General features: G+C 67.2%; 16 protein-coding genes and 1 pseudogene. 7 read left to right on the top strand and 10 right to left on the bottom strand.

Translation table 11 applies throughout. The features are described 5' to 3' along the window. Positions 1–89: 89 nt before the first annotated feature. Positions 90–1,535, top strand: a complete 1,446-nt coding sequence (locus tag FEK34_RS15520) for a cutinase family protein (protein ID WP_068043524.1) — start codon at positions 90–92, stop codon at positions 1,533–1,535. Positions 1,536–1,938: 403 nt separating this feature from the next. Next, positions 1,939–2,091 carry a hypothetical protein gene (locus FEK34_RS30005; protein WP_157112827.1) on the top strand — a complete coding sequence of 51 codons (153 nt, stop codon included), beginning with the start codon at positions 1,939–1,941 and terminating at the stop codon, positions 2,089–2,091. A gap of 132 nt (positions 2,092–2,223) precedes the next feature. Here FEK34_RS30005 and FEK34_RS15525 read toward each other — a convergent pair whose 3' ends face one another. Then, positions 2,224–3,099, bottom strand: coding sequence for a hypothetical protein (locus FEK34_RS15525; protein WP_171048230.1), 876 nt, complete (start codon positions 3,097–3,099; stop codon positions 2,224–2,226). A gap of 506 nt (positions 3,100–3,605) precedes the next feature. Further along, complete coding sequence (locus FEK34_RS15530; protein WP_040793550.1) at positions 3,606–4,382, bottom strand: AraC family transcriptional regulator; 777 nt, start codon at positions 4,380–4,382, stop codon at positions 3,606–3,608. 212 nt (positions 4,383–4,594) lie between these two features. Here FEK34_RS15530 and FEK34_RS15535 point away from each other — a divergent pair, with 212 nt between their 5' ends. Further along, entirely contained in the window at positions 4,595–5,974 is a 1,380-nt protein-coding gene (locus tag FEK34_RS15535; RefSeq protein WP_212748763.1) for an MFS transporter, read from the top strand. 43 nt (positions 5,975–6,017) lie between these two features. On the opposite strand, the pseudogene FEK34_RS30810 reads toward FEK34_RS15535, so the two are convergent. The 5 genes and pseudogenes from FEK34_RS30810 to FEK34_RS15560 form a co-directional block, all read right to left on the bottom strand. Then, positions 6,018–6,206: pseudogene (locus FEK34_RS30810) on the bottom strand (four-helix bundle copper-binding protein); the annotation flags it as partial. A gap of 302 nt (positions 6,207–6,508) precedes the next feature. Next, positions 6,509–7,150, bottom strand: a complete 642-nt coding sequence (locus FEK34_RS15545; protein WP_040793590.1) for a class I SAM-dependent methyltransferase — start codon at positions 7,148–7,150, stop codon at positions 6,509–6,511. Positions 7,151–7,380: 230 nt separating this feature from the next. Then, positions 7,381–9,633 carry a heavy metal translocating P-type ATPase gene (locus FEK34_RS15550; protein ID WP_040793551.1) on the bottom strand — a complete coding sequence of 751 codons (2,253 nt, stop codon included), beginning with the start codon at positions 9,631–9,633 and terminating at the stop codon, positions 7,381–7,383. Between the two features lie 115 nt (positions 9,634–9,748). Next, positions 9,749–10,687, bottom strand: coding sequence for a hypothetical protein (locus FEK34_RS15555; RefSeq protein WP_040793552.1), 939 nt, complete (start codon positions 10,685–10,687; stop codon positions 9,749–9,751). Between the two features lie 42 nt (positions 10,688–10,729). Continuing rightward, positions 10,730–10,942: a heavy-metal-associated domain-containing protein gene (locus FEK34_RS15560; protein WP_040793553.1), complete on the bottom strand. Its 213-nt coding sequence runs from the start codon at positions 10,940–10,942 to the stop codon at positions 10,730–10,732. Between the two features lie 267 nt (positions 10,943–11,209). On the opposite strand from FEK34_RS15560, the gene FEK34_RS15565 reads away from it, so the two are divergent. The 4 genes from FEK34_RS15565 to FEK34_RS15580 all read left to right on the top strand — a co-directional run bounded on the left by FEK34_RS15565 (position 11,210) and on the right by FEK34_RS15580 (position 14,748). After that, the gene (locus FEK34_RS15565) at positions 11,210–11,416 is read left to right on the top strand and encodes a heavy-metal-associated domain-containing protein (protein ID WP_040793554.1); all 207 of its coding nucleotides are present in this window, start codon (positions 11,210–11,212) and stop codon (positions 11,414–11,416) included. A 434-nt stretch (positions 11,417–11,850) separates the two neighbouring features. Next, a complete protein-coding gene (locus FEK34_RS15570) occupies positions 11,851–12,222 on the top strand; it encodes a hypothetical protein (RefSeq protein WP_138448543.1) in 372 nt (123 codons plus the stop codon). 106 nt (positions 12,223–12,328) lie between these two features. Then, a complete protein-coding gene (locus FEK34_RS15575; protein ID WP_040793555.1) occupies positions 12,329–13,456 on the top strand; it encodes a PLP-dependent cysteine synthase family protein in 1,128 nt (375 codons plus the stop codon). Positions 13,457–13,503: 47 nt separating this feature from the next. Then, positions 13,504–14,748, top strand: a complete 1,245-nt coding sequence (locus FEK34_RS15580) for an MFS transporter (protein WP_083874790.1) — start codon at positions 13,504–13,506, stop codon at positions 14,746–14,748. 504 nt (positions 14,749–15,252) lie between these two features. Here FEK34_RS15580 and FEK34_RS15585 read toward each other — a convergent pair. The 3 genes from FEK34_RS15585 to FEK34_RS15595 form a co-directional block, all read right to left on the bottom strand. After that, a complete protein-coding gene (locus FEK34_RS15585) occupies positions 15,253–16,047 on the bottom strand; it encodes an alpha/beta fold hydrolase (RefSeq protein ID WP_040793593.1) in 795 nt (264 codons plus the stop codon). A gap of 292 nt (positions 16,048–16,339) precedes the next feature. After that, the gene (locus tag FEK34_RS15590) at positions 16,340–16,669 is read right to left on the bottom strand and encodes a carboxymuconolactone decarboxylase family protein (RefSeq protein ID WP_040793556.1); all 330 of its coding nucleotides are present in this window, start codon (positions 16,667–16,669) and stop codon (positions 16,340–16,342) included. Positions 16,670–16,750: 81 nt separating this feature from the next. Continuing rightward, positions 16,751–18,205 carry an MFS transporter gene (locus tag FEK34_RS15595; RefSeq protein WP_083874791.1) on the bottom strand — a complete coding sequence of 485 codons (1,455 nt, stop codon included), beginning with the start codon at positions 18,203–18,205 and terminating at the stop codon, positions 16,751–16,753. Positions 18,206–18,246: the final 41 nt, after the last annotated feature.

An 18,246-nucleotide genomic window follows, 5' to 3' on the forward strand; every position in this document is an offset into this window, starting at 1 on the left:
GTCCAAAAGGCGTCGCAAAACCCGGAGTCCCCGGTACGGCGACACCACCTGCCCGCACGACCGGACACGACACCCGCTGGGAGCCCTTCATGTTCAACCACCGACACACACCCCGACGTGCCCCCATACGCCGTCATGGCACGGCAACAAATCCGCGGATCGCGCGGCTGGTAGCGGCAGCCGCCACCGTCGCGATCGGCGCCGCCACCCTCACAACCACCACCGGGGTGGCCAGCGCTGAACCCACCGATACCAGCACCTGTCCCCGCTGGACCGCGGTCCTGGTGCCCGGCACTGGGGAAACCACCCCCGGCGCGGACCCGGGCGCGGCGGTGGGGATGCTGGCGCCGATCGGTGACGGCCTACGCACCCGCTACGGCGCCGATATCGACGTGCGGTCCCTGCCGTACGCCGCCGCACCCGCGCCGTATCAGCAGTCGGAATCCGGTGGCGTGCAGGCATTATCCGGGGCACTGGCCGGGCTGTGCCCGACCACGCAGGTGGTGTTGGCCGGGTACTCCCAAGGCGCGGACATCGTCGGCGATGTGCTCGCAGGGATCGGGCACGGCCGCGGCCCGATCCCCGACTCACGGGTCCTTGCCGCCGGGCTGTTGTCGGACCCGAACCGCGACCCGCGCACACCACAGCTCAGCCAACCGGTGTACGGGCAGGGAATCGCCGGTCCGCGCGAGGACTTCGGCAGCCTCGCCGACCGTATCCGTACCGTATGTGCGGCCGGCGACCTCTACTGCGCCACCTCCCCGGAAACCTCGCCCGCCCTCGCGGCGGTCGGGCGTGCGTTCACCGGCAACACCGCACTGCTCGACGATCCCGCCGCCGCGAGTTCATCTGGCGTGCTGGATCCGGCGTCGGTAGCACGGCAGGTGATCCTCGTGCTCGGCGGGCTGGCCGAGTTCACCGCGAACCTTCCCTCGATCGGTGACAACGTCGCCCGGCTCCCCCACGCCGTGCTCGCCGGTGACATTCCCGGCGCGCATTGGATCAGCGGCGAGCTCAACAACCTGTTCAACCCGCTGGTCCAGGTTGCCGACGAGGTCGACCTGCGCCTGGTGGCGCGGGCGCTGTCGCTGGCCGCTGCTGCCGACCCCAGTGGTTGGACCGCCGTGGCCGCGCAAGTCGTCGATATCGTCGCCCGGGTCGATATCGGCCGAATCGCCACGAATATCGGCCTCGCCCAAGAGGTTGCCTGGCGGGCCGTGGACCGACTCGCCGCCGGCGATCCCGTCGGCGCCGGCCTCGAGCTGACCGGACTCGCCCCGGTAGCGACCGATCTCGCGGCAACCGCCGCATCAGCGCTCGTCGGTGACGGAGCCGGCCAGCTCACCGGACTCGCCGCCGATCTCACCGCCCGCACCGACCCCGCCACCAGCGCCGCGCTGTCGGATATGGCCGACCTCGCCCGCCAAGGCGGCGACGCCGCGGAGTTCTTCACCTCGGGTGTGCACCAGACCGGCTACGACCAGGGCGTCCGCGATGTCCTCGACTGGCTCGCCAGCCGGATCGATAACACCTGAAACCTCGACAACCCGACCGGCGAACTGGGGCTCGGCGACATCGTGTCGCCGAGCCCTTTTCGCTGCTCAGAAGGATGCCGGGCAGTCACAAAACTCACCACAACAGCCTTGCCGGAGGTTACCCACCAGCGAGATACTGGAGACTGCGTAGAGGGCAGATCACCCGGAGAGTCGGGACGGGCAGTCGCCACCGGCTCCTCGCGCAGGGCGCAGCGGTGTATTCGGGGGGACGTTCCTTGAACAGGGTAGCCGGAAGTTCGTTGCACTGGCCTCCGTGCCGATGTTTCCCTCCGACTACCACGAGTCCGCTACCGGCCGGAATAGTCCACGCAGCGGACCGAAGCCATACCTCGTCCCGAGACCCGTATCGGGGCGGTGTTCACACTCGTAAGGAGGTTGGGCCATGGGTAGTAGGGAATGGATGGATCGTGAATCGGCCGACCGGATCGGCGCCGCGGCCGAACGGGACCCGTCCTCGCCGACGGCAACGTCGGGTTTCGCCGACCGCGCCGATGCCGCCGCCCATCGCAACCAGGACGATAACGAGGACGACTGAACCTCCGATGGCCGAAGTGTTGGGGCCGCCCTGATGGGGCGGCCCCAACACTGTCGTGGGCAGGTGTTGCGGCGACCGGCCGCAGTGGCCACGGCCCGCCGTCGGCGAACTCGGGCGCCGCAGGGTGGAGGCCTACGGTGTTGCGGCGGACTCGGCCGAGAGTATTTCGAACGGGTCGCTGTCGAGCAGGATCAGTGCGCGCCCGTTGTCCCAGTCGACAAAGATCTGCCCGGCATACCGCGCGCCGAACCCGGTAACGGTTCCGGTAGCGCCGAGGTCGAGAGGGGCCGGGTCGCCGGGTAGCAGACCGGTGATGCGGACCCGATCTCCGACACGGGGGGTGCGCGTCGGTGGATTCTCGTACTCGGGCGCCCCGGGCCGGTGTGTCGGGTCGTGGCCTGTTTCGCGCCGGTGGATCCTGTATTCGTCGGTGGCCAGGAACGTGAACGGGTAGCGGCGGGTGCTCGGGTTCCCATCCCAGAGGGTGATCGGATGCTGGGCGGGGACATCGCACCACCAGGTGCCGTCGTCGAAGGCGATATCGAGGTGGTCTTCACGCCCGGTCACCGCGTGTACCCGTTTGCCATGATCGAGTCGCTGCCCCGCGCGCAGCGTGTGTGCCGCAACGATGCCCGGTGGCTGGGTTGCCGATGTCATGGCTGCTGTGAGGTCGAGGCGGAAGAGACCGGGTTCGTGCGGTCGCGAACCAGTGAGGGCGGTGTCGGCGGTGGCGCGGATATCGCTGGCGTAGAAGGTGATATCAAGAGTGAGGTCGTGATCGTCGATCGGGTTGCCGTGACGGTCGCGGAGCCCCGAGACGCTGAGTCCGCCGTAGGGCTCCCAGTCCAGAAGCACAGTAGCGATGGCAGGGTTGCGGGCGCCGACCTCGGCGGCGATCAGTTCCAGGACGCTCTCGGTGATGCGCTGTTCGCGTACCGGTCCGAACGGCAGCGCGAACGCGGTGGTCAGCCGGACCCGCGCCTGGCTGCACACACATGTGTTCGTCATCGACGCCGAGCACCCGCGATGGCCCCGAACGGAGCGGCCGACCGCACTGGCTGCTTGAGGTGCCTCTTCGCCACTGGTGGCGGCCCCTCGGAATAGTGGGCACAGCCACCATGGCCAGCCCCCGGTAGGACAGCCGAGTTCCCAGTCGCGCGGAGGCGCGTATTCACCGGAGTTCAGGGGAGCCTGTCGCACGCCGCTGTCATCGACGCCGAAGCGGACAGCGGCGCGTCGATTCCTTTCGTGCCGGCGATTCAGCTGACGGAGAATAGTTCAGCTCGGCGATCACCGGACCTGTGCCTACATCATGGACATGGGCATGCCAGGGAACATTCCGTTCCACCAGTTCCGCGCCATGTTCATCATCTGCATGCACATTTCCATCATCGGGCCCACCTCCTATCAGCACCTACGAGTGGGGCCTTGGATGTACCCGCATCCGGCACGTCCATGCACATGCGCTCACACATTTTCGGGCCTCACGGTCGCTGCAGGCCGACGGAATGGCGTCACGGGTCGAGCCCGGCGTCTGCGTGGAGGTAGCGTCCGGGTGAGGTGCCCACGGTCCGCCGGAATGCCGCGAGGAAGGCGCTCGCAGTCGTGTATCCCACGGCATGCGCGGCCTGGGGCACCGTGCGACCTTCGGCGAGCAGCGGCAGCGCAGCCCGCAGCCGCATATGGGTGCGCCACCGGTCGAAACTCATACCGGTGTCGCGGACGAAAATCCTGGTGAGAGTTCGTCGACTCACTCCGATGGCGTGCGCGTGCGCTTCGAGGCTGCGCGGGTCGGCAGGGTCGGCGAGCAAGGCGTCGGCCACGGCGCGGACCCGTTCGTCCACGGGATGCGGTACGTCTATCGGCAGGGCCGGAACGGGGTGCAGCAGATCTAACACGACCGCTTCGGCGCGCAACCGTGGGTCATCGGCGAGGTCGCGGCGGGCGAGATAGGTGATCAGCTGGGCCAGCAGCGCGTCGACGCCGACCGCGGTGGGCTCGGTCCAGTCCAGGGAGCAGCGTGCTGGATCGAGGTAGAGGCTGCACAACACCGCCTCGCGGGTGGCGCCGGTCCGGTGCATCACCCCGGCCGGTATCCACAAGGCCCGGGTGGGCGGCAGTACCCAATGGGCATCGGCAACAGCGACGCTGAGGACCCCGCGACGCGTCCATGCCAGCTGGTGGTGTGTGTGGCTGTGAGCGGGGATCCACTCCCCCGACGTCAGCGGGAACTGGCCGACGATGATCACTCCCGCGCCGGACGGGATGAACGAGTCGGCGGAGTTGAGCATGGCACCAGCCTATGTCCTCAATGCGATATCATCCGGCCTCATCGCGTATTGTGGCCAGGTTCAATTGGCGCATAGCGTCGTCGAGTGCTGAAAAATTTTGCGACTCACCATGGTTGGCGTACGCCCTCGACGCCGGAACGCATGCCGTGACACCGGCGGTCGCTTCCGTAGCCCCTGGCCGGCGCCGGGGCGCGCTGGTGGTTCTGTGCTTCGTGCAGTTCATGCTGGTCCTCGACGACAATGTGGTCAGCGTTGCCCTCCCCAGCCTCCGCGACGAGCTGGGCTTCAGCGGCGCAGGGCTGGCCTGGGTGGTCAACGCCTACTTCCTCACATTCGGCGGACTGTTGTTGCTGGCCGGGCGAGCAGCCGACCTGCTGGGCCGCCGCCGCGTCTTCCTCCTGGGGGTGGCGCTGTTCGGCGTGGCAAGCCTGGCATGCGGACTCGCCCAGGAACCGTGGCAACTCGTGCTCGGACGGTTCGTTCAGGGCGCCGGCGCGGCCATGGCAAGTCCCGCCGCACTGTCGTTGATCACCCTGTTGTTCCCGGGCCCAGCAGAGCGCACCAGGGCACTGGCCATCTGGGGAGGAATCGCAGCTCTGGGCGGCACTACCGGCCTGGTGATATCCGGCGTGCTGACCGACCTCACATCCTGGCGCTGGATCTTTCTCATCAACCTGCCGGTGGCGGCGGCCGCCCTCGTACTGATGCCCCGCCTGATACCGGAAAGCCGGGCACGCTCCCGGGCACGGCTGGACATACCCGGCACCGTCCTGGGCACCGGCGCCGTGGTATCCCTGGTCTACGGCCTGCTCCGAGCCGGGGAAACGAACTGGACAGACCTCGCCGTCATCGCAGCACTACTGCTGGCAGTACTCTTGGCCGTCGCATTCCTCACGGTCGAATCCAGGGCGGCCGAGCCATTGGTGCCGATGGCGTTTCTCGCCGACCGGACGCGTTCGGTCGCCAACGCGGCGACGTTGCTGTTTTCAGTGGCCTTTTTCGCCATGGCCTTCCTGTTGATGATCCACTTGCAGACCGTCCTCGGATACGGTCCGTTGCAGGCCGGGCTGGCCTATCTGCCCTATGGCGCTGGAATTCTCGTGGGAATGCGCCTTTCCACCTACCTCATCACGAGGCTCGGGATGCGGTGGGCGCTGGTCCTGTCGTTCCTGATCAGTTCAGCCGGGCTGCTGATCTTGTCCAGTGTGGCGGCCGGCGATGCATACGCTACGGGCGTGCTGCCGGGCATGCTCGTCACCAGTCTGGGATGTGGGTTGAGCCTGCCGGTCCTGACGGCTGCGGCGGTCACCGGCACCACCACGGAGAACGCCGGCCTCGGCTCGGCTCTGTTCAGCTCCGTTCAGCAGATCGGTGGCGCTATCGGCGTGGCGGTACTGGTCGCCGTGGCCGAACGTCACAGTGGCGCCGCTGCCGGTTCCACTCGGTCACAAGGTTTTTCCTTCGCACTCACGATCGCTGCCGTCATCCTCACCCTCGGTGCTGTCCTCATCGCCGCCCTACTGCGAACTCCGCGCTCCACCGCAGTATCCGCCTCTACCGACGACCGGATACCGGCAGCCGAACAGACCTGACCATCGATGGGAAACGGCGAGTCCAGCGGCTGGGCAGTGGGATTCAGGCGAGTGCGGACACCAGATCCCGGCACGCGGATTCACACCGGCGGGATACCGCCGCGCAGATACGGCAGTGGGCGTGTGCGTCGCTGTGGTGCCCGCATTCTTCAGCACAGCTCCGACAGGCGGTGGCCCAGCTTTCGAGGACCATACGGGTGAGGTTGGCGTCGTAACCGGTGTGCCGCGACAGGCCGCCGTCGCCGTACTTTCCGTGAGTAGAGCGAAACGGTGGGTCCCTCACCGTCTGCGACCGGCGCGGTCGGCGTGTTCGCGGTTGTTCCGTATCGCCTGTCGGGCAGCGGAGAGGACGCATCCGGCGACGCATCGCAAGACTGCCCGGGTCGCCGGATGGCCGATGATGCGGTTTGCTGCTTGTGTCATCGATACTCCTCGCGGTTGCCGGTGGATCGCATGGCGGAATGTGTCCGTACATACGACCGGCAACAGCTGGTCCCCGCGGCTTGTCGGAAGGCCGCGGAAGTCGCATGGGGTCTACTTCTTTTCGCAGATCAAGAGGTGGAATTCGACTGCGCCCTCGTCGGTGAGCCGCTCCTCACGGACGACGGTCAAACCTGCCGTTTCGAGGTGGCCGGTGATTTCGTCGATCGGGCGAAGCCGGAACCGGTTTTCGGTGAAGGGCATCCGCGCCATCGCCGTCGGGTCGCCGACACCGAGCGCCAAGCGCCCCGTGGGGCGCAGGACACGGGCGACCTCGGTGAATGCTGTCGTGAGGTCCTCGATGAAGTACACGGTGTTGGTGCTGACCACTGCGTCCACCGTGGCAGTGGAGAGCGGGAGATCGTGCATGGCGGCAGTGTGCAGGGTCAGCCGGCCGGTGCCCAGGTCGTCACGGTAGCGGCGCCGAGCCTGCTCGATCATCGTCGGTGCAACTTCTACGCCGTGCACTGTGCCGGTGTCCCCGACTCGGTCCAGCAGTAGCCCGAGCCCGACTCCGCCACCGAAGCCGATATCGACAGCGGTGGCTCCCGGGGCCGGGTCGGCTGCCGCGACGGCAGCGCCCACGGTCGCACGGTTACCGCGGTTGAGGATCCGGCCGACCAGGCGCCCGATCAGACCGTCGGGGCGTCCGAGCTGGGTACCTATCAGATCCCACAGACGTTCTGGTACCGGCATTTTCACAACACGTCACCTCACTAGTCGGGCGGAGAGGGCCGATCGAACAATGCGCGCGGCCCGGGCAGAGCGTCGGTTCGAGTTTTATTTCAGCAGCCCGGCGGGAACTCCATTCCCGGTTCTGCCACCCCCGCTTCCGTCTTCTTCTGCTGGGTTGAGTCGATGCCGGTCCTCCGTTGCCCCGAGCGCGGGTCTCGGGGCAACCGAAGTGGGCCGGGCGAGCGGCGGGATTACTGTGCGGTGGACCGGAAGCGGCGCAACCGCAGGCTGTTACTGACCACGAACACCGAGGAGAACGCCATCGCGGCCCCGGCCAGCATCGGGTTGAGCAGGCCCGCCATGGCCAGTGGGATCGCGGCCACGTTGTAGGCGAACGCCCAGAACAAGTTGCCCTTGATCGTGCCCAGCGTACGGCGGGCCAGACGGATGGCGTCGACGGCGGCCCGTAAGTCCCCGCGCACCAGTGTCAGGTCGCTGGCCTCGATAGCGACGTCGGTACCGGTGCCCATGGCCAGACCGAGATCGGCCTGAGCGAGTGCGGCAGCGTCGTTGACGCCGTCACCGACCATCGCCACGACCTTGCCTTCGGCCTGCAACCGCTCCACGACAGCGACCTTGTCCTGCGGCAGGACCTCCGCGATCACCTCATCGATCCCGACCTGAGCGGCGATCGTGCGGGCGGCGGCTTCGTTGTCGCCGGTCAGCATGATCGGAGTCAGACCGAGCGCCCGCAGCTGCGATACCGCCTCGGCGGAAGTAGGTTTCACCGCGTCGGCGACGACCAGCACTCCGCGGGCCGCGCCGTCCCAGCCGACCGCGACCGCAGTCTTTCCCTCCGCTTCCGCGGCACGCATCGCCCGCTCGAGTTCGGCGTCCAAGTGCAGTGACCAGTCCTCCAGTAACCGGGTCCGGCCGACCACCACCGCGCGCCCGTCCACAACTCCTTGCACGCCGAGCCCGGCCATATTGGCGAAGCCTTCGACCGATGCCGGCTCACCCACCCGGTCGCGGGCGCCCTTGGCGATGGCCTGGGCGATCGGGTGTTCCGAGGAGTCCTCCAGGGCCCCGGCCAGCGCCAGCACCTGATCGGCGGACTCGCCGTCGGCGACGACGACATCGAGCAGCGTCATCTTCCCGGTGGTGACGGTGCCGGTCTTGTCCAGGACCACGGTATCCACCCGCCGGGTCGATTCCAGCACCTCCGGGCCCTTGATCAGCACACCGAGCTGGGCGCCGCGACCGGTACCGACCATCAATGCGGTCGGGGTGGCCAAGCCCAGGGCGCACGGGCAGGCGATGATCAGCACGGCTACCGCAGCGGTGAACGCCGCGGCGATCGAGCCGCCGGTGCCGAGCCAGAATCCGAGTGTCGCGACCGCGAGCGCGATGACGATCGGCACGAAGATCCCGGAGATCCGGTCGGCCAGCCGCTGCGCCTGCGCCTTGCCGGTTTGGGCATCCTCGACGAGTTTCGCCATCTGCGCCAGCTGGGTATCGGACCCGATCCGGCTGGCCCGCACGACGATCCGGCCACCCACATTGACAGTGGCGCCGACCACCGCGTCGTCGACGCCGACCTCGACCGGCACAGATTCCCCGGTGAGCATGGACGCGTCGACCGCCGAGGAGCCCTCGACCACCACGCCGTCGGTGGCGATCTTCTCCCCCGGGCGCACCACGAATCGGTCACCGACGGTGAGTGCGTCGACCGGGATGCGTTCCTCGCGGCCGTCGCGCAGCACCGACACCTCTTTGGCCCCGAGTTCGAGCAGCGCGCGCAGCGCCGCGCCGGCCCGCCGTTTGGACCGGGCCTCGAAGAAGCGCCCGGCCAGGATGAATGTGGTGACCCCGGCCGCCGCTTCGAGGTAGATGCTGCCGGTGCCGTCCATCCGGGCGATGGTGAACTCGAACGGGTGCGTCATCCCCGGAGTGCCCGCCGTACCCCAGAACAGGGCATACAGAGACCAGCCGAACGCGGCCAGCGTGCCGATGGACACCAGGGTGTCCATCGTGGCCGCGCCGTGGCGCAGGTTGGTCCAAGCCGCCCGGTGGAACGGCAGCGCGCCCCAGATCACCACCGGCGCGGCCAGGGTGAGTGACAGCCATTGCCAGTTGGTGAACTGCAAGGCCGGGACCATCGCCATGGCGATCACCGGCACGGTCAGTACCAGCGAGACCAGCAGCCTGGTCCGCAGCGCGGCCGTCGGATCCGGTTCGGCGGACTCCGCAGTTTCGGCGGAAGCCGGGGGGCGCGGTAGGGCAGCGGTGTAGCCGGCCTCCTCGACGACGCTGATCAGTTCCTCGGGCGCGATATCGCCGGTGTAGTCCACACGCGCCTTCTCGGTCGCGTAGTTGACGGTGGCGGTGACGCCGTCGAGTTTGTTGAGTTTCTTCTCGATGCGGTTGGCGCAGGAGGCGCAGGTCATGCCACCGATCACCAGTTCGACCTGCCCGGTGGGCGATGGTTTCGTCGCGGTGGTCATGGGGTGCTCCGTTCTGTGGTGCTCGAACTCAGAGGTTCAAGGGGTGCCTGTCGTGCAGGCGTCCCCCAGGGATGGAGTCGGTGGGTAACGGCAAGCTCGGGATGGTTGCGGGTGGTCAGTGGCCGTGGCCGGGTTGTTCGCCGACTTGCGCCGGAGGCGTCTCGGCACCCGGGTTGCTCTGTGTGACCCGGACTGTGAATTCCGCGGTGCGGACCGTGCCCTTGTGCTGGAAATCGAGGAACAGCCGGTAGTCGCCACTGGTGGGGGCGGTGAGGGAGAAGGTGATTCCGGGTCCCGCCGGTGTGCTGCCGTCACCGGGTTCCCCCTCGGGGTGCACGTGCAGGTAGGCGAGGTCCGCCGCCCGCAGAGCGACCAGGTGCCCGTAGGCGCCGAGGTAGGGCTGCAGGTCGGTGACCGGGCGGCCGTTACGGCTGACCGACAGCGTCACCTTCGACGCCTGGCCGGGGATGACAGCGCCGTCGAGGGTCACGGTGTAGCCGTCGACCGCCACAGCGGTCTCCGGCGCCGGCAGCACTTTGGCGTCGTAGTTGCCCGGCACCCGCAGATCCGCGCCCAAGGTCAGGTTCTCCCCGCCTTCCGGTGTGAAGTCGGCGAAGAGTCGATAGTCACCGGCACGCGACAGATCCAGCGGCACGCGCCAGGTTCCGCTGGCATCCCTGCGTGGATGCACGTGCTGGAAAGCAGCCATGTCGCGGCGGACCACGATCAGGTGCAGGTCCTTGTCATGGCTGCGCTCATACCGGGTGACCGGCAGCCCAGCAGCGTCGAGAATGCGGAAACCGACCGCAACCTCGGCCCCGGGGCGGACTCGCGGGGTATCCAGTTGCAGTGTGTAGCCGCGCTCACTGACGAGCAGACCACCAGGTAGCTGGTCGGGGCTGGGCCCGCTGGAGGCGGCGGGCCCAGCCGGGTGCGTGTCGTGGTCGGCGGGTGCATCGGGAGTGGGGCCGATGGCCGCACCGAGGACGACAGCGATCCCGAAGATCGCCGCGAGCCCGAGCGCGAAGCCGGCGAACTTGCTGGGCGTGTTCATCGGGATGCTCCTTGCTGTCGTGTCGTAGTTCGAGTGGATGGGTCAGTCGGCCAGCCGGTAGCCGGCCTCGTCGACGGCGGCTGCGATCGCATCACGCTCCACGGGAGCAGAACTTCCGATCGTGACCAGCCCACTGGCGAGCTCGACATCGACGGAGGTGACGCCGTCGATCCGGCCGACTTCCTCGCGGACCGAGGAGACGCAATGACCGCAGGTCATGCCGGTGACCGTGACGGTGGTGGTTGCGCTGCTCATCTGGTTCTCCTTGGTGTTGTGGCGACTTCGCGCCGCGGAACGAAACCTACAATACCCCCCGGGGGTATCAAGTCAAGAGGTTGCGGCAACCCGGTCGCTGAAACCACCACACAGGGCCACCGGCGAGTTCGGGGCCCGCGGCCGTGTCGACTCCACCGGTTGCATACCCCACAGGGGTACGGTAAGGGTTGAAGTGTTCCTCCCGCAGCCCGGCAACGACGATTCCGGATGGGCACGCGGGTCCTCACCAGATCGACAGGAAACGAAATGAGCACCTCGATCATCACCGTCGCGGGAATGACCTGCGGCGGTTGCGCTTCAAAAGTCCGGACCGAGCTCGGCGCCCTGGACGGCGTCTCCCGGGTCGACGCGGACCCTGCTACCGGCCGAGTCACCGTCGAATCAAGCCAGGAAGTCGACCCCGACGCCGTCAAGAACGCTGTGGAAACCGCCGGCTACCGAGTAGTCACCTGACTTCGCGGACCACATCGGAACGTGGCGCACACCCGGTTCATCGGCGCGCCGACCGATTCGTCTCCGGCCGGCGCGCCAAGCCCGGCCGGAGATGGGCACCCTTCCCACGGTCGGTGCCATCGGTGGCTCTGGTCACAGGAAGGCGAGGCAGGATGGATGTGACGGGTAGGTTGTTTCGCGACCGTTGCAGTGTTGCTTCGCCGATGTGGCCCTCGCCGAGAGAACAATGGGTGACGAGAGGAGGTGGTGCAGGTGGCCAGGATGTCCGAATACACCGATATGCAGCGTAAACGCATAGACGAGGGTCGATACTTCGAGGCCGGTGCACCATCTCCGGCAACCGAGGCGTTGCCACATGGCAGCCGTTCCCTGGATCCGAGTGGTCCGCGGTGAACATTTCCGCTCGCCTGCGACGCACATCGCTGGGACTGCTGATGGCGGTGCTGCTGGTTGCCCCACTGATCGACTGCACCCTGCACGGGCAAGACGAGCACACCCATCCCCCCGTCGTGGCAGCCGTCGAGGCCGTTTTCCCCTCGCACACCCATTCCCCGCACGCAATGAGCGGGGGACTCATCGACCACTGTGATCAGCACATGATCCAATGCGTCGAGAAGTCGCTGCTGCCCTCCAGCGGAGCGACGATTTCGCCGTTGCTGTGGCTGGCGTTTCTCGCCGCGACCGCAGTAGGCGCCATCGCCCTGATTTTCACCGGCACACGTGAAATCCGCGGCCCTCCCATCACCGCACTACCCGTGTCGAACGGACGAGACATACTCACGAATTTCTGTATCTCCCGACGCTGATCGGTCAGCGCCAGGCCGCGACCCGTTATGTCGTCGGCCGGTGTTCGCTGCCTGCTCACCGTCTACACCGCCCGGCGCGGCGGTTCGGATACAGAAAGCGACAATCATGAATAACGTCGTATTCGGCAAACCCGCCGAAGCAGCCGCTGGAGTGCTCACCCCACCGGCCCCGGTACGGGAATCCAGTTCACTGGTCGGCAACACCCCGGTCCTGTGGGTGAGCGCGCCCTTGGCGCCGGCCGACCGCGGATTCTGGGCGAAACTGGAAGGCTTCAATCCCGGCGGGATGAAGGACCGGCCCGCGCTGCACATGGTCGAACGCGCAAAACAACGCGGAGACCTCGCACCCGGGGCCCGCATCATCGAATCCACCAGCGGCACCCTCGGCCTCGGTTTGGCGCTGGCCGGCGCGGTGTACCACCATCCCGTCACCGTCGTCACCGATCCCGGCCTCGAACCGATCGTGGCACGCATGCTCGTCTCCTACGGCGCCCGCGTCGACATGGTGACCGAACCCCATCCCAGCGGCGGCTGGCAACAAGCACGCCGCGACCGCGTCACCGAACTCATGGCGGCAGAGCCCGGAGCCTGGTGCCCCGACCAGTACACCAACCCCGACAACGTCGACGGATACGAATCCCTCGGCCTGGAGCTGCAGCACCAGCTCGGAGATATCGACGTGCTGGTGTGCGCGGTCGGCACCGGCGGCCACTCCGCCGGTGTGGCGCGAGTGCTGCGCCGATTCAACCCAGAACTGCAGCTGATCGGCGTCGACACGGTCGCCTCCACGATCTTCGGCCAGCCCGCCGGCCCGCGGCTGATGCGCGGACTGGGATCCAGCATCTTCCCCCGCAACGTCGACTACCCGGCGTTCCACGAAGTGCACTGGGTAGCACCCGCCGAAGCAGTGTGGGCGTGCCGCGCGCTGGCCGGGACACACTATGCGACCGGCGGCTGGAGCGTCGGAGCCGTGGCGCTGGTCACCGGGTGGGCCGCACGCACACTGCCGGAAGACACACGAATCGCCGCGGTGTTCCCCGACGGCCCCCAGCGCTACTTCGACACCATCTACAACGACGACTACTGCCGCGAACACGGCCTGCTCGACACCGCGCCGCCGATCGAACCAGCCGTTATCAGCCATCCAGGCGAACGCGCAGTGGACTCGTGGACCCGCTGCACCACCATCGTCGACCCGCACACCGGAGAGCGGACAGGAGAGGGCGCATCGTGACCGCACTGAGGAGCTTCCGCAGCTTCGACCTCGCCGCACGGCTGTTGATGATCAACCAGTTCGGCATCAACCTCGGCTTCTACATGCTGATGCCCTACCTCGCCGGCTACCTTGCCGGACCGCTGGGCTTGGCGGCCTGGGCGGTCGGTCTCGTACTCGGGGTACGAAACTTTTCCCAGCAGGGCATGTTCCTCATCGGCGGGACCCTTGCCGACCGGCTCGGCTACAAACCCTTGATCGTCGCGGGCTGTCTGCTGCGCACCGGCGGCTTCGCCATGCTCGTATTCACCACGTCACTGCCCGGGCTACTCATCGCTTCCGCCGCAACCGGCTTCGCCGGCGCACTGTTCAACCCCGCGGTACGCGCCTATCTGGCCGCCGACACCGGCGAACGCCGCGTCGAAGCCTTCGCGGTATTCAACATCTTCTACCAAGCCGGGATCCTGGCCGGGCCCCTGGTCGGTCTGGCATTGATGTTCCTCGACTTCCGCGTGACCGCTGCGGCCGCGGCCGTCGTATTCGCAGCCCTGACCGTGGCACAGCTGGCCGCCCTGCCGGCTCGGCGCGAGCAGAAGCCCGCCGAACAGACCTCGATCCTGCAGGACTGGCGGGCGGTGGCGGCCAACCGCCGGTTCCTGCTGTTCTCGCTGACGATGATCGGCTCGTATGTGCTGTCGTTCCAGGTGTATCTGGCCTTACCGCTGCAGGCCGAATACCTCGCCGGCGCGCAATCACAAGTGCTCGTCTCGGCGCTGTTCGTGGTCTCCGGTGTGGTCGCCGTGGCCGGGCAGCTGCGCATCACCGGGTGGTTCAAGGCGCGCTGGGGAACCGGACGCAGCCTCGCGGTGGGTATGGCGATACTGGCCGCGGCGTTCCTGCCGCTGCTCGTGATACCCGGGCCCGGACGATTCGGTACCGGCGCCGCGGTCGTCGCGTTACTCCTGTCCACAGCTGTCCTGGCTGTCGGGACCGCCGCAGTGTTCCCCTTCGAAATGGACACCGTTGTCTCGCTTGCGGACGGAAGACTGGTGGCGACTCACTACGGCTTCTACAACACAATCGTCGGTGTCGGCATCCTGGCCGGCAACCTCGCCACCGGCGCGGTGGTCGGCGCCGCCCGAGATGCCGGCGCGGACTGGGCGGTGTGGGCCGGGCTCGCCCTCATCGGAGCACTGTCGGCATTCGCGCTCCATCGGCTCGATCGATCGCACACGGAACAGACGGCCACCCATCCTTCACAGGAGCTCTCCGACCGTCAGGACCGCGAACCAGCGCAGGGTTCTTCACGCTGAACCCGGTCACCCACTCCAAGGTGATGGAAGTGGCACCGCAATTTCATGACGGGCCGCTCGCCCTGAACCCCTTAGACCGAGCCGCCCGCAACAGCTCGATGCCCATGACGCCGCCTCGGCCGCACACCGCGCTGCGACTATCACGTCCGCCGCGGAAACCCCACCGAGGCAGCGGCTCTCGCACCGACCCAACCCATACCACCCGACCGAACCGACCCCGAAAGGAGGTATACCGATGAATCCGCTGCAAATGATCTGCGATTGGATGTGCCGCGCTATGGGCAACTGCCCGATGATGTGACGCCCGGCCGGGGTGGCGCCGGCCACCGTGCAGGCACCACCCCGGGCCGGATAATGGTCAGCAAGGATCGCTGCCGTGGTCAGCGGCCTCACTCCTGTACGGCGAGCCGGTGTCTTCAGCTCGGTGTGATGTTGGCGGCGCTGATCATTCGGAGCAGTCGCGGCCGGCGCGCTGCACCGCCTCAACCGATCACAGACCAGCGGTCAGTCGACCAGGAATGCCGACGTACGGTCAGTCCAGGTCTTGATATCGGCGACCGAGGTCGAGATATGCAGGGTCGCGTTCGGGAGCAACTCACGCAACTTTTCAGCGGTCGATACCGGGTGCAACGGGTCGGTGTCCCACGCCAAGATCAATGTCGGGTGGGTGAGTGTGGCGATCTCGGCCGGATCCGGTAGATCTGAGCGCCCTACGCCTCGCAGTATCGGCGCGAGCAACTCGTCGGGGACGTCGGGAGTGAACCCGAACTCGGGGTAGTCGGCGAAGATCGGGAGCGGTTCGCCCTCGGCCCACCGGTCCAGCCACGCCGCCGGCCCATCGGAATCGATGGCCTCGGCCGCGTCGGTATACCAATTACGCGCCTGCTGAGGGCCAGTTTCCCAGGCAACCGGCGGGATCATCAGCACAAGGCGGCGAAACCGCTGCGGCGCGGCGATCGCAGAACGCAGTGCTACATCGGCGCCCAACGACGAACCCACGAAGTCCATCGGTTCGTCGATGCCGACTGCATCCAGTAATCCGAGCAGGTCACGGCTGAAATTTTCGAACAGATAATCCTCGGCTCGCGGGCGCCCGCTCGACCGTCCGTGGCCGCGCTGATCGTAGGTAAGCAGCCGACGACCATCGGCCACCGCCTCGATATCGAACAACTTCAGCCCGCGCACGCCCGCACGGCTGAGCAGCACTCCGTGCGCATACCCGAGGGGCCGCCCGGCTCCAGTGATCCGGTAGGCGATCCGCCCTCCGTCACGTTCGAAGTAACTGTCTTGCAGCGGCATCGGCGACATCCTCAAGTTTAGGGTTACGGGGTAAGGGTATAGCACCACGCGAGCGGATGATGGGGTTCGGGAACATTGACGAGAAGCGTCACGCTGAGGAGTTACCGCAGATCCTGGATCGGTGAGACGGCGCGATGGTGCTGCTCATGATCATGGCGGTCGGTGTGAGGGTGGTGGGCGTGGCCCGGGCTGTGCATGCGCATCCGCGAGAGTGGCTTCGGCCGAGACACCCCAGTCGAATCGCTGCCCCGTATGTTCTGAGCCTCACTTCCCTTGACGAGAAGGAGGCGGATTACTCGTCTTCGGCGATGCTCTTCATCGCCTTCCATCCGTGGGTGACGCCGCCGCCGGCGCGCAGGGCGGCGGCGACCATGACCGCTTCGGCGACATCGGCCTTGGAAGCGCCGGCCCTGACGGCGCGCTTGGCGTGGTCCTCGATGCAGAACGGGCACTGCGTGGTCACCGCGACGCCGACCGCGATCAGCTCCCGGGTGGCCAGATCCAGATTCCCGGTGTTCTTGCTGAACACGGCCTTGTCGAATCCGAAGAAGGCCGAGACCATCTCCGGTGCTGCTTCCTTGATGTCGGCCATGAACTTCGCTTCGTCGTTGTGCGAGTGCATCGTTGGTCCTTTGCTTGTTTTCGTTGGTCGAGCTCAGGTGTGGAAGCTCATGATGAGAGGGCCCGGGCAGGCGAGGGGTGTTCAGTGCATGGTGTCGGCAGACCTGCCCGTGGGCATCGGCTCTTTTGTGTTGCCACGGAGGAACAACACAGCGACCACGGCGGCGGTCAGCAGCATCGCGAACGCCACCAACAATGCACCGCTGTAGCCGTCGGTGAGGGCGGCGGGTTCGGGCTCGGCGGAACCGCTGGTGACGGTGGCGGCGACACCGGCGAGGACCGCGATACCGAGCGCGACACCGATCTGCTGCGCGGAATTGAGCAGCGCTGAGGCGATTCCGGCTTTGTCGCTGTCGACGTGGTAGACCGCCGCCTGGGTCAGCGCCATCACCCCGAGACCGAACCCGAGTGCCGACATCAGCATCGCCGGTGCCAGATGCAACCAGTAGCCGCTGGTCGTGGTGATCGTGGAGAACCACAGCGCCGCGAGCGCACTGAGAATGGCGCCCGCGCCGGCGACGAGGCGCGGGGTGAGGCTCAGCAGCAGTTTCGGAGCCAGGCCCGCACCGAGGATGATGCCGACCGCGAACGGTAGCCACGCCAGACCGGTCATGATCGGCGAATAGTCACGTACCCGCTGCAGGTAGAGCGTCAGCACATACAGCGACCCCATCGGTCCCACCGCCAGCAGCAGCATGGTGAGGTAGGCGCCGGTGCGGTTGCGGTCGCGGAACAGGCTCAGCGGGACGAGAGGGTTGCGGCTGCGTGCCTGGGTGAGCACGAAACCTGTCAGGACAGCGACGGCCACGCCCGCGGCGATCAGTGCGATCGGGTCGGTGAAGCCGTCTTCGCCGAAGCGGGTGATCGCGTAGACGAGGGCGAACGTGCCTGCCGTACCGAGCACGGCGCCGAGGGTGCCGAGTTGTCCGCGGTGCGGCTGCGGGGCGACCAGGGTGCGGGTCCCCAGCAGCACGAGCAGCCCGATGGGGATATTGATGAAGAAGACCCAGCGCCACCCGAGGGTGCCGGTCAGCACGCCGCCGGCCAGCAGGCCGATCACGATGCCCAGACCCGACATCGCGCCATAGAGCGATAACGCGGTGTCGCGCAGCTTGCGCTCGGCGAAGGTCGTGGTGATCAGGGCGAGCACGTTGGGGGCGATGAGCGCCGCACCCAGCCCTTGCAGCCCGCGCGCCCCGATCAGCATGCCCGCGGTCTGCCCCAGACCACCGGCGAGCGAGGCGACCACGAAGATGATCAAACCGACCTGCACGGTGCGGCGCCGTCCCCACAGGTCCCCGATGCGGCCACCGAGCATCAGCAACGCACCGAACGCCAGGATGTAGGCATTCACCACCCACGACAGATGCACCGCGCGTACGTCCAGTTCCCGCTGGATGCTGGGCAGCGCCACGTTCACCACCGAGTCGTCGAGCACCAGCATCAACTGAGCCGTCGCGATGGTGAACAAGGAAGCCACCGCCGCGGGTGACGTCTTGCCGCCCTTGTCCGCCGCGGTGCCGACTACCTCGGTCATGTTCACATCTCCTCATCATGGGATACCCCCGTAAGGTATCG

The sequence above is a fragment of the Nocardia cyriacigeorgica genome (genome assembly GCF_005863245.1).
Taxonomy (GTDB): domain Bacteria; phylum Actinomycetota; class Actinomycetes; order Mycobacteriales; family Mycobacteriaceae; genus Nocardia; species Nocardia cyriacigeorgica_C.

Excerpts from the sequence above, each read along its gene's own strand:
- FEK34_RS15520 (WP_068043524.1), top strand. The coding sequence starts at position 90 with ATGTTCAACCACCGACACACACCCCGACGTGCCCCCATACGCCGTCAT.
- FEK34_RS30005 (WP_157112827.1), top strand. The coding sequence starts at position 1,939 with ATGGGTAGTAGGGAATGGATGGATCGTGAATCGGCCGACCGGATCGGC.
- FEK34_RS15525 (WP_171048230.1), bottom strand. The coding sequence starts at position 3,099 with ATGACGAACACATGTGTGTGCAGCCAGGCGCGGGTCCGGCTGACCACC.
- FEK34_RS15530 (WP_040793550.1), bottom strand. The coding sequence starts at position 4,382 with ATGCTCAACTCCGCCGACTCGTTCATCCCGTCCGGCGCGGGAGTGATC.
- FEK34_RS15545 (WP_040793590.1), bottom strand. The coding sequence starts at position 7,150 with ATGCCGGTACCAGAACGTCTGTGGGATCTGATAGGTACCCAGCTCGGA.
- FEK34_RS15550 (WP_040793551.1), bottom strand. The coding sequence starts at position 9,633 with ATGACCACCGCGACGAAACCATCGCCCACCGGGCAGGTCGAACTGGTG.
- FEK34_RS15555 (WP_040793552.1), bottom strand. The coding sequence starts at position 10,687 with ATGAACACGCCCAGCAAGTTCGCCGGCTTCGCGCTCGGGCTCGCGGCG.
- FEK34_RS15560 (WP_040793553.1), bottom strand. The coding sequence starts at position 10,942 with ATGAGCAGCGCAACCACCACCGTCACGGTCACCGGCATGACCTGCGGT.
- FEK34_RS15565 (WP_040793554.1), top strand. The coding sequence starts at position 11,210 with ATGAGCACCTCGATCATCACCGTCGCGGGAATGACCTGCGGCGGTTGC.
- FEK34_RS15570 (WP_138448543.1), top strand. The coding sequence starts at position 11,851 with ATGGCGGTGCTGCTGGTTGCCCCACTGATCGACTGCACCCTGCACGGG.
- FEK34_RS15575 (WP_040793555.1), top strand. The coding sequence starts at position 12,329 with ATGAATAACGTCGTATTCGGCAAACCCGCCGAAGCAGCCGCTGGAGTG.
- FEK34_RS15580 (WP_083874790.1), top strand. The coding sequence starts at position 13,504 with ATGATCAACCAGTTCGGCATCAACCTCGGCTTCTACATGCTGATGCCC.
- FEK34_RS15585 (WP_040793593.1), bottom strand. The coding sequence starts at position 16,047 with ATGCCGCTGCAAGACAGTTACTTCGAACGTGACGGAGGGCGGATCGCC.
- FEK34_RS15590 (WP_040793556.1), bottom strand. The coding sequence starts at position 16,669 with ATGCACTCGCACAACGACGAAGCGAAGTTCATGGCCGACATCAAGGAA.
- FEK34_RS15595 (WP_083874791.1), bottom strand. The coding sequence starts at position 18,205 with ATGACCGAGGTAGTCGGCACCGCGGCGGACAAGGGCGGCAAGACGTCA.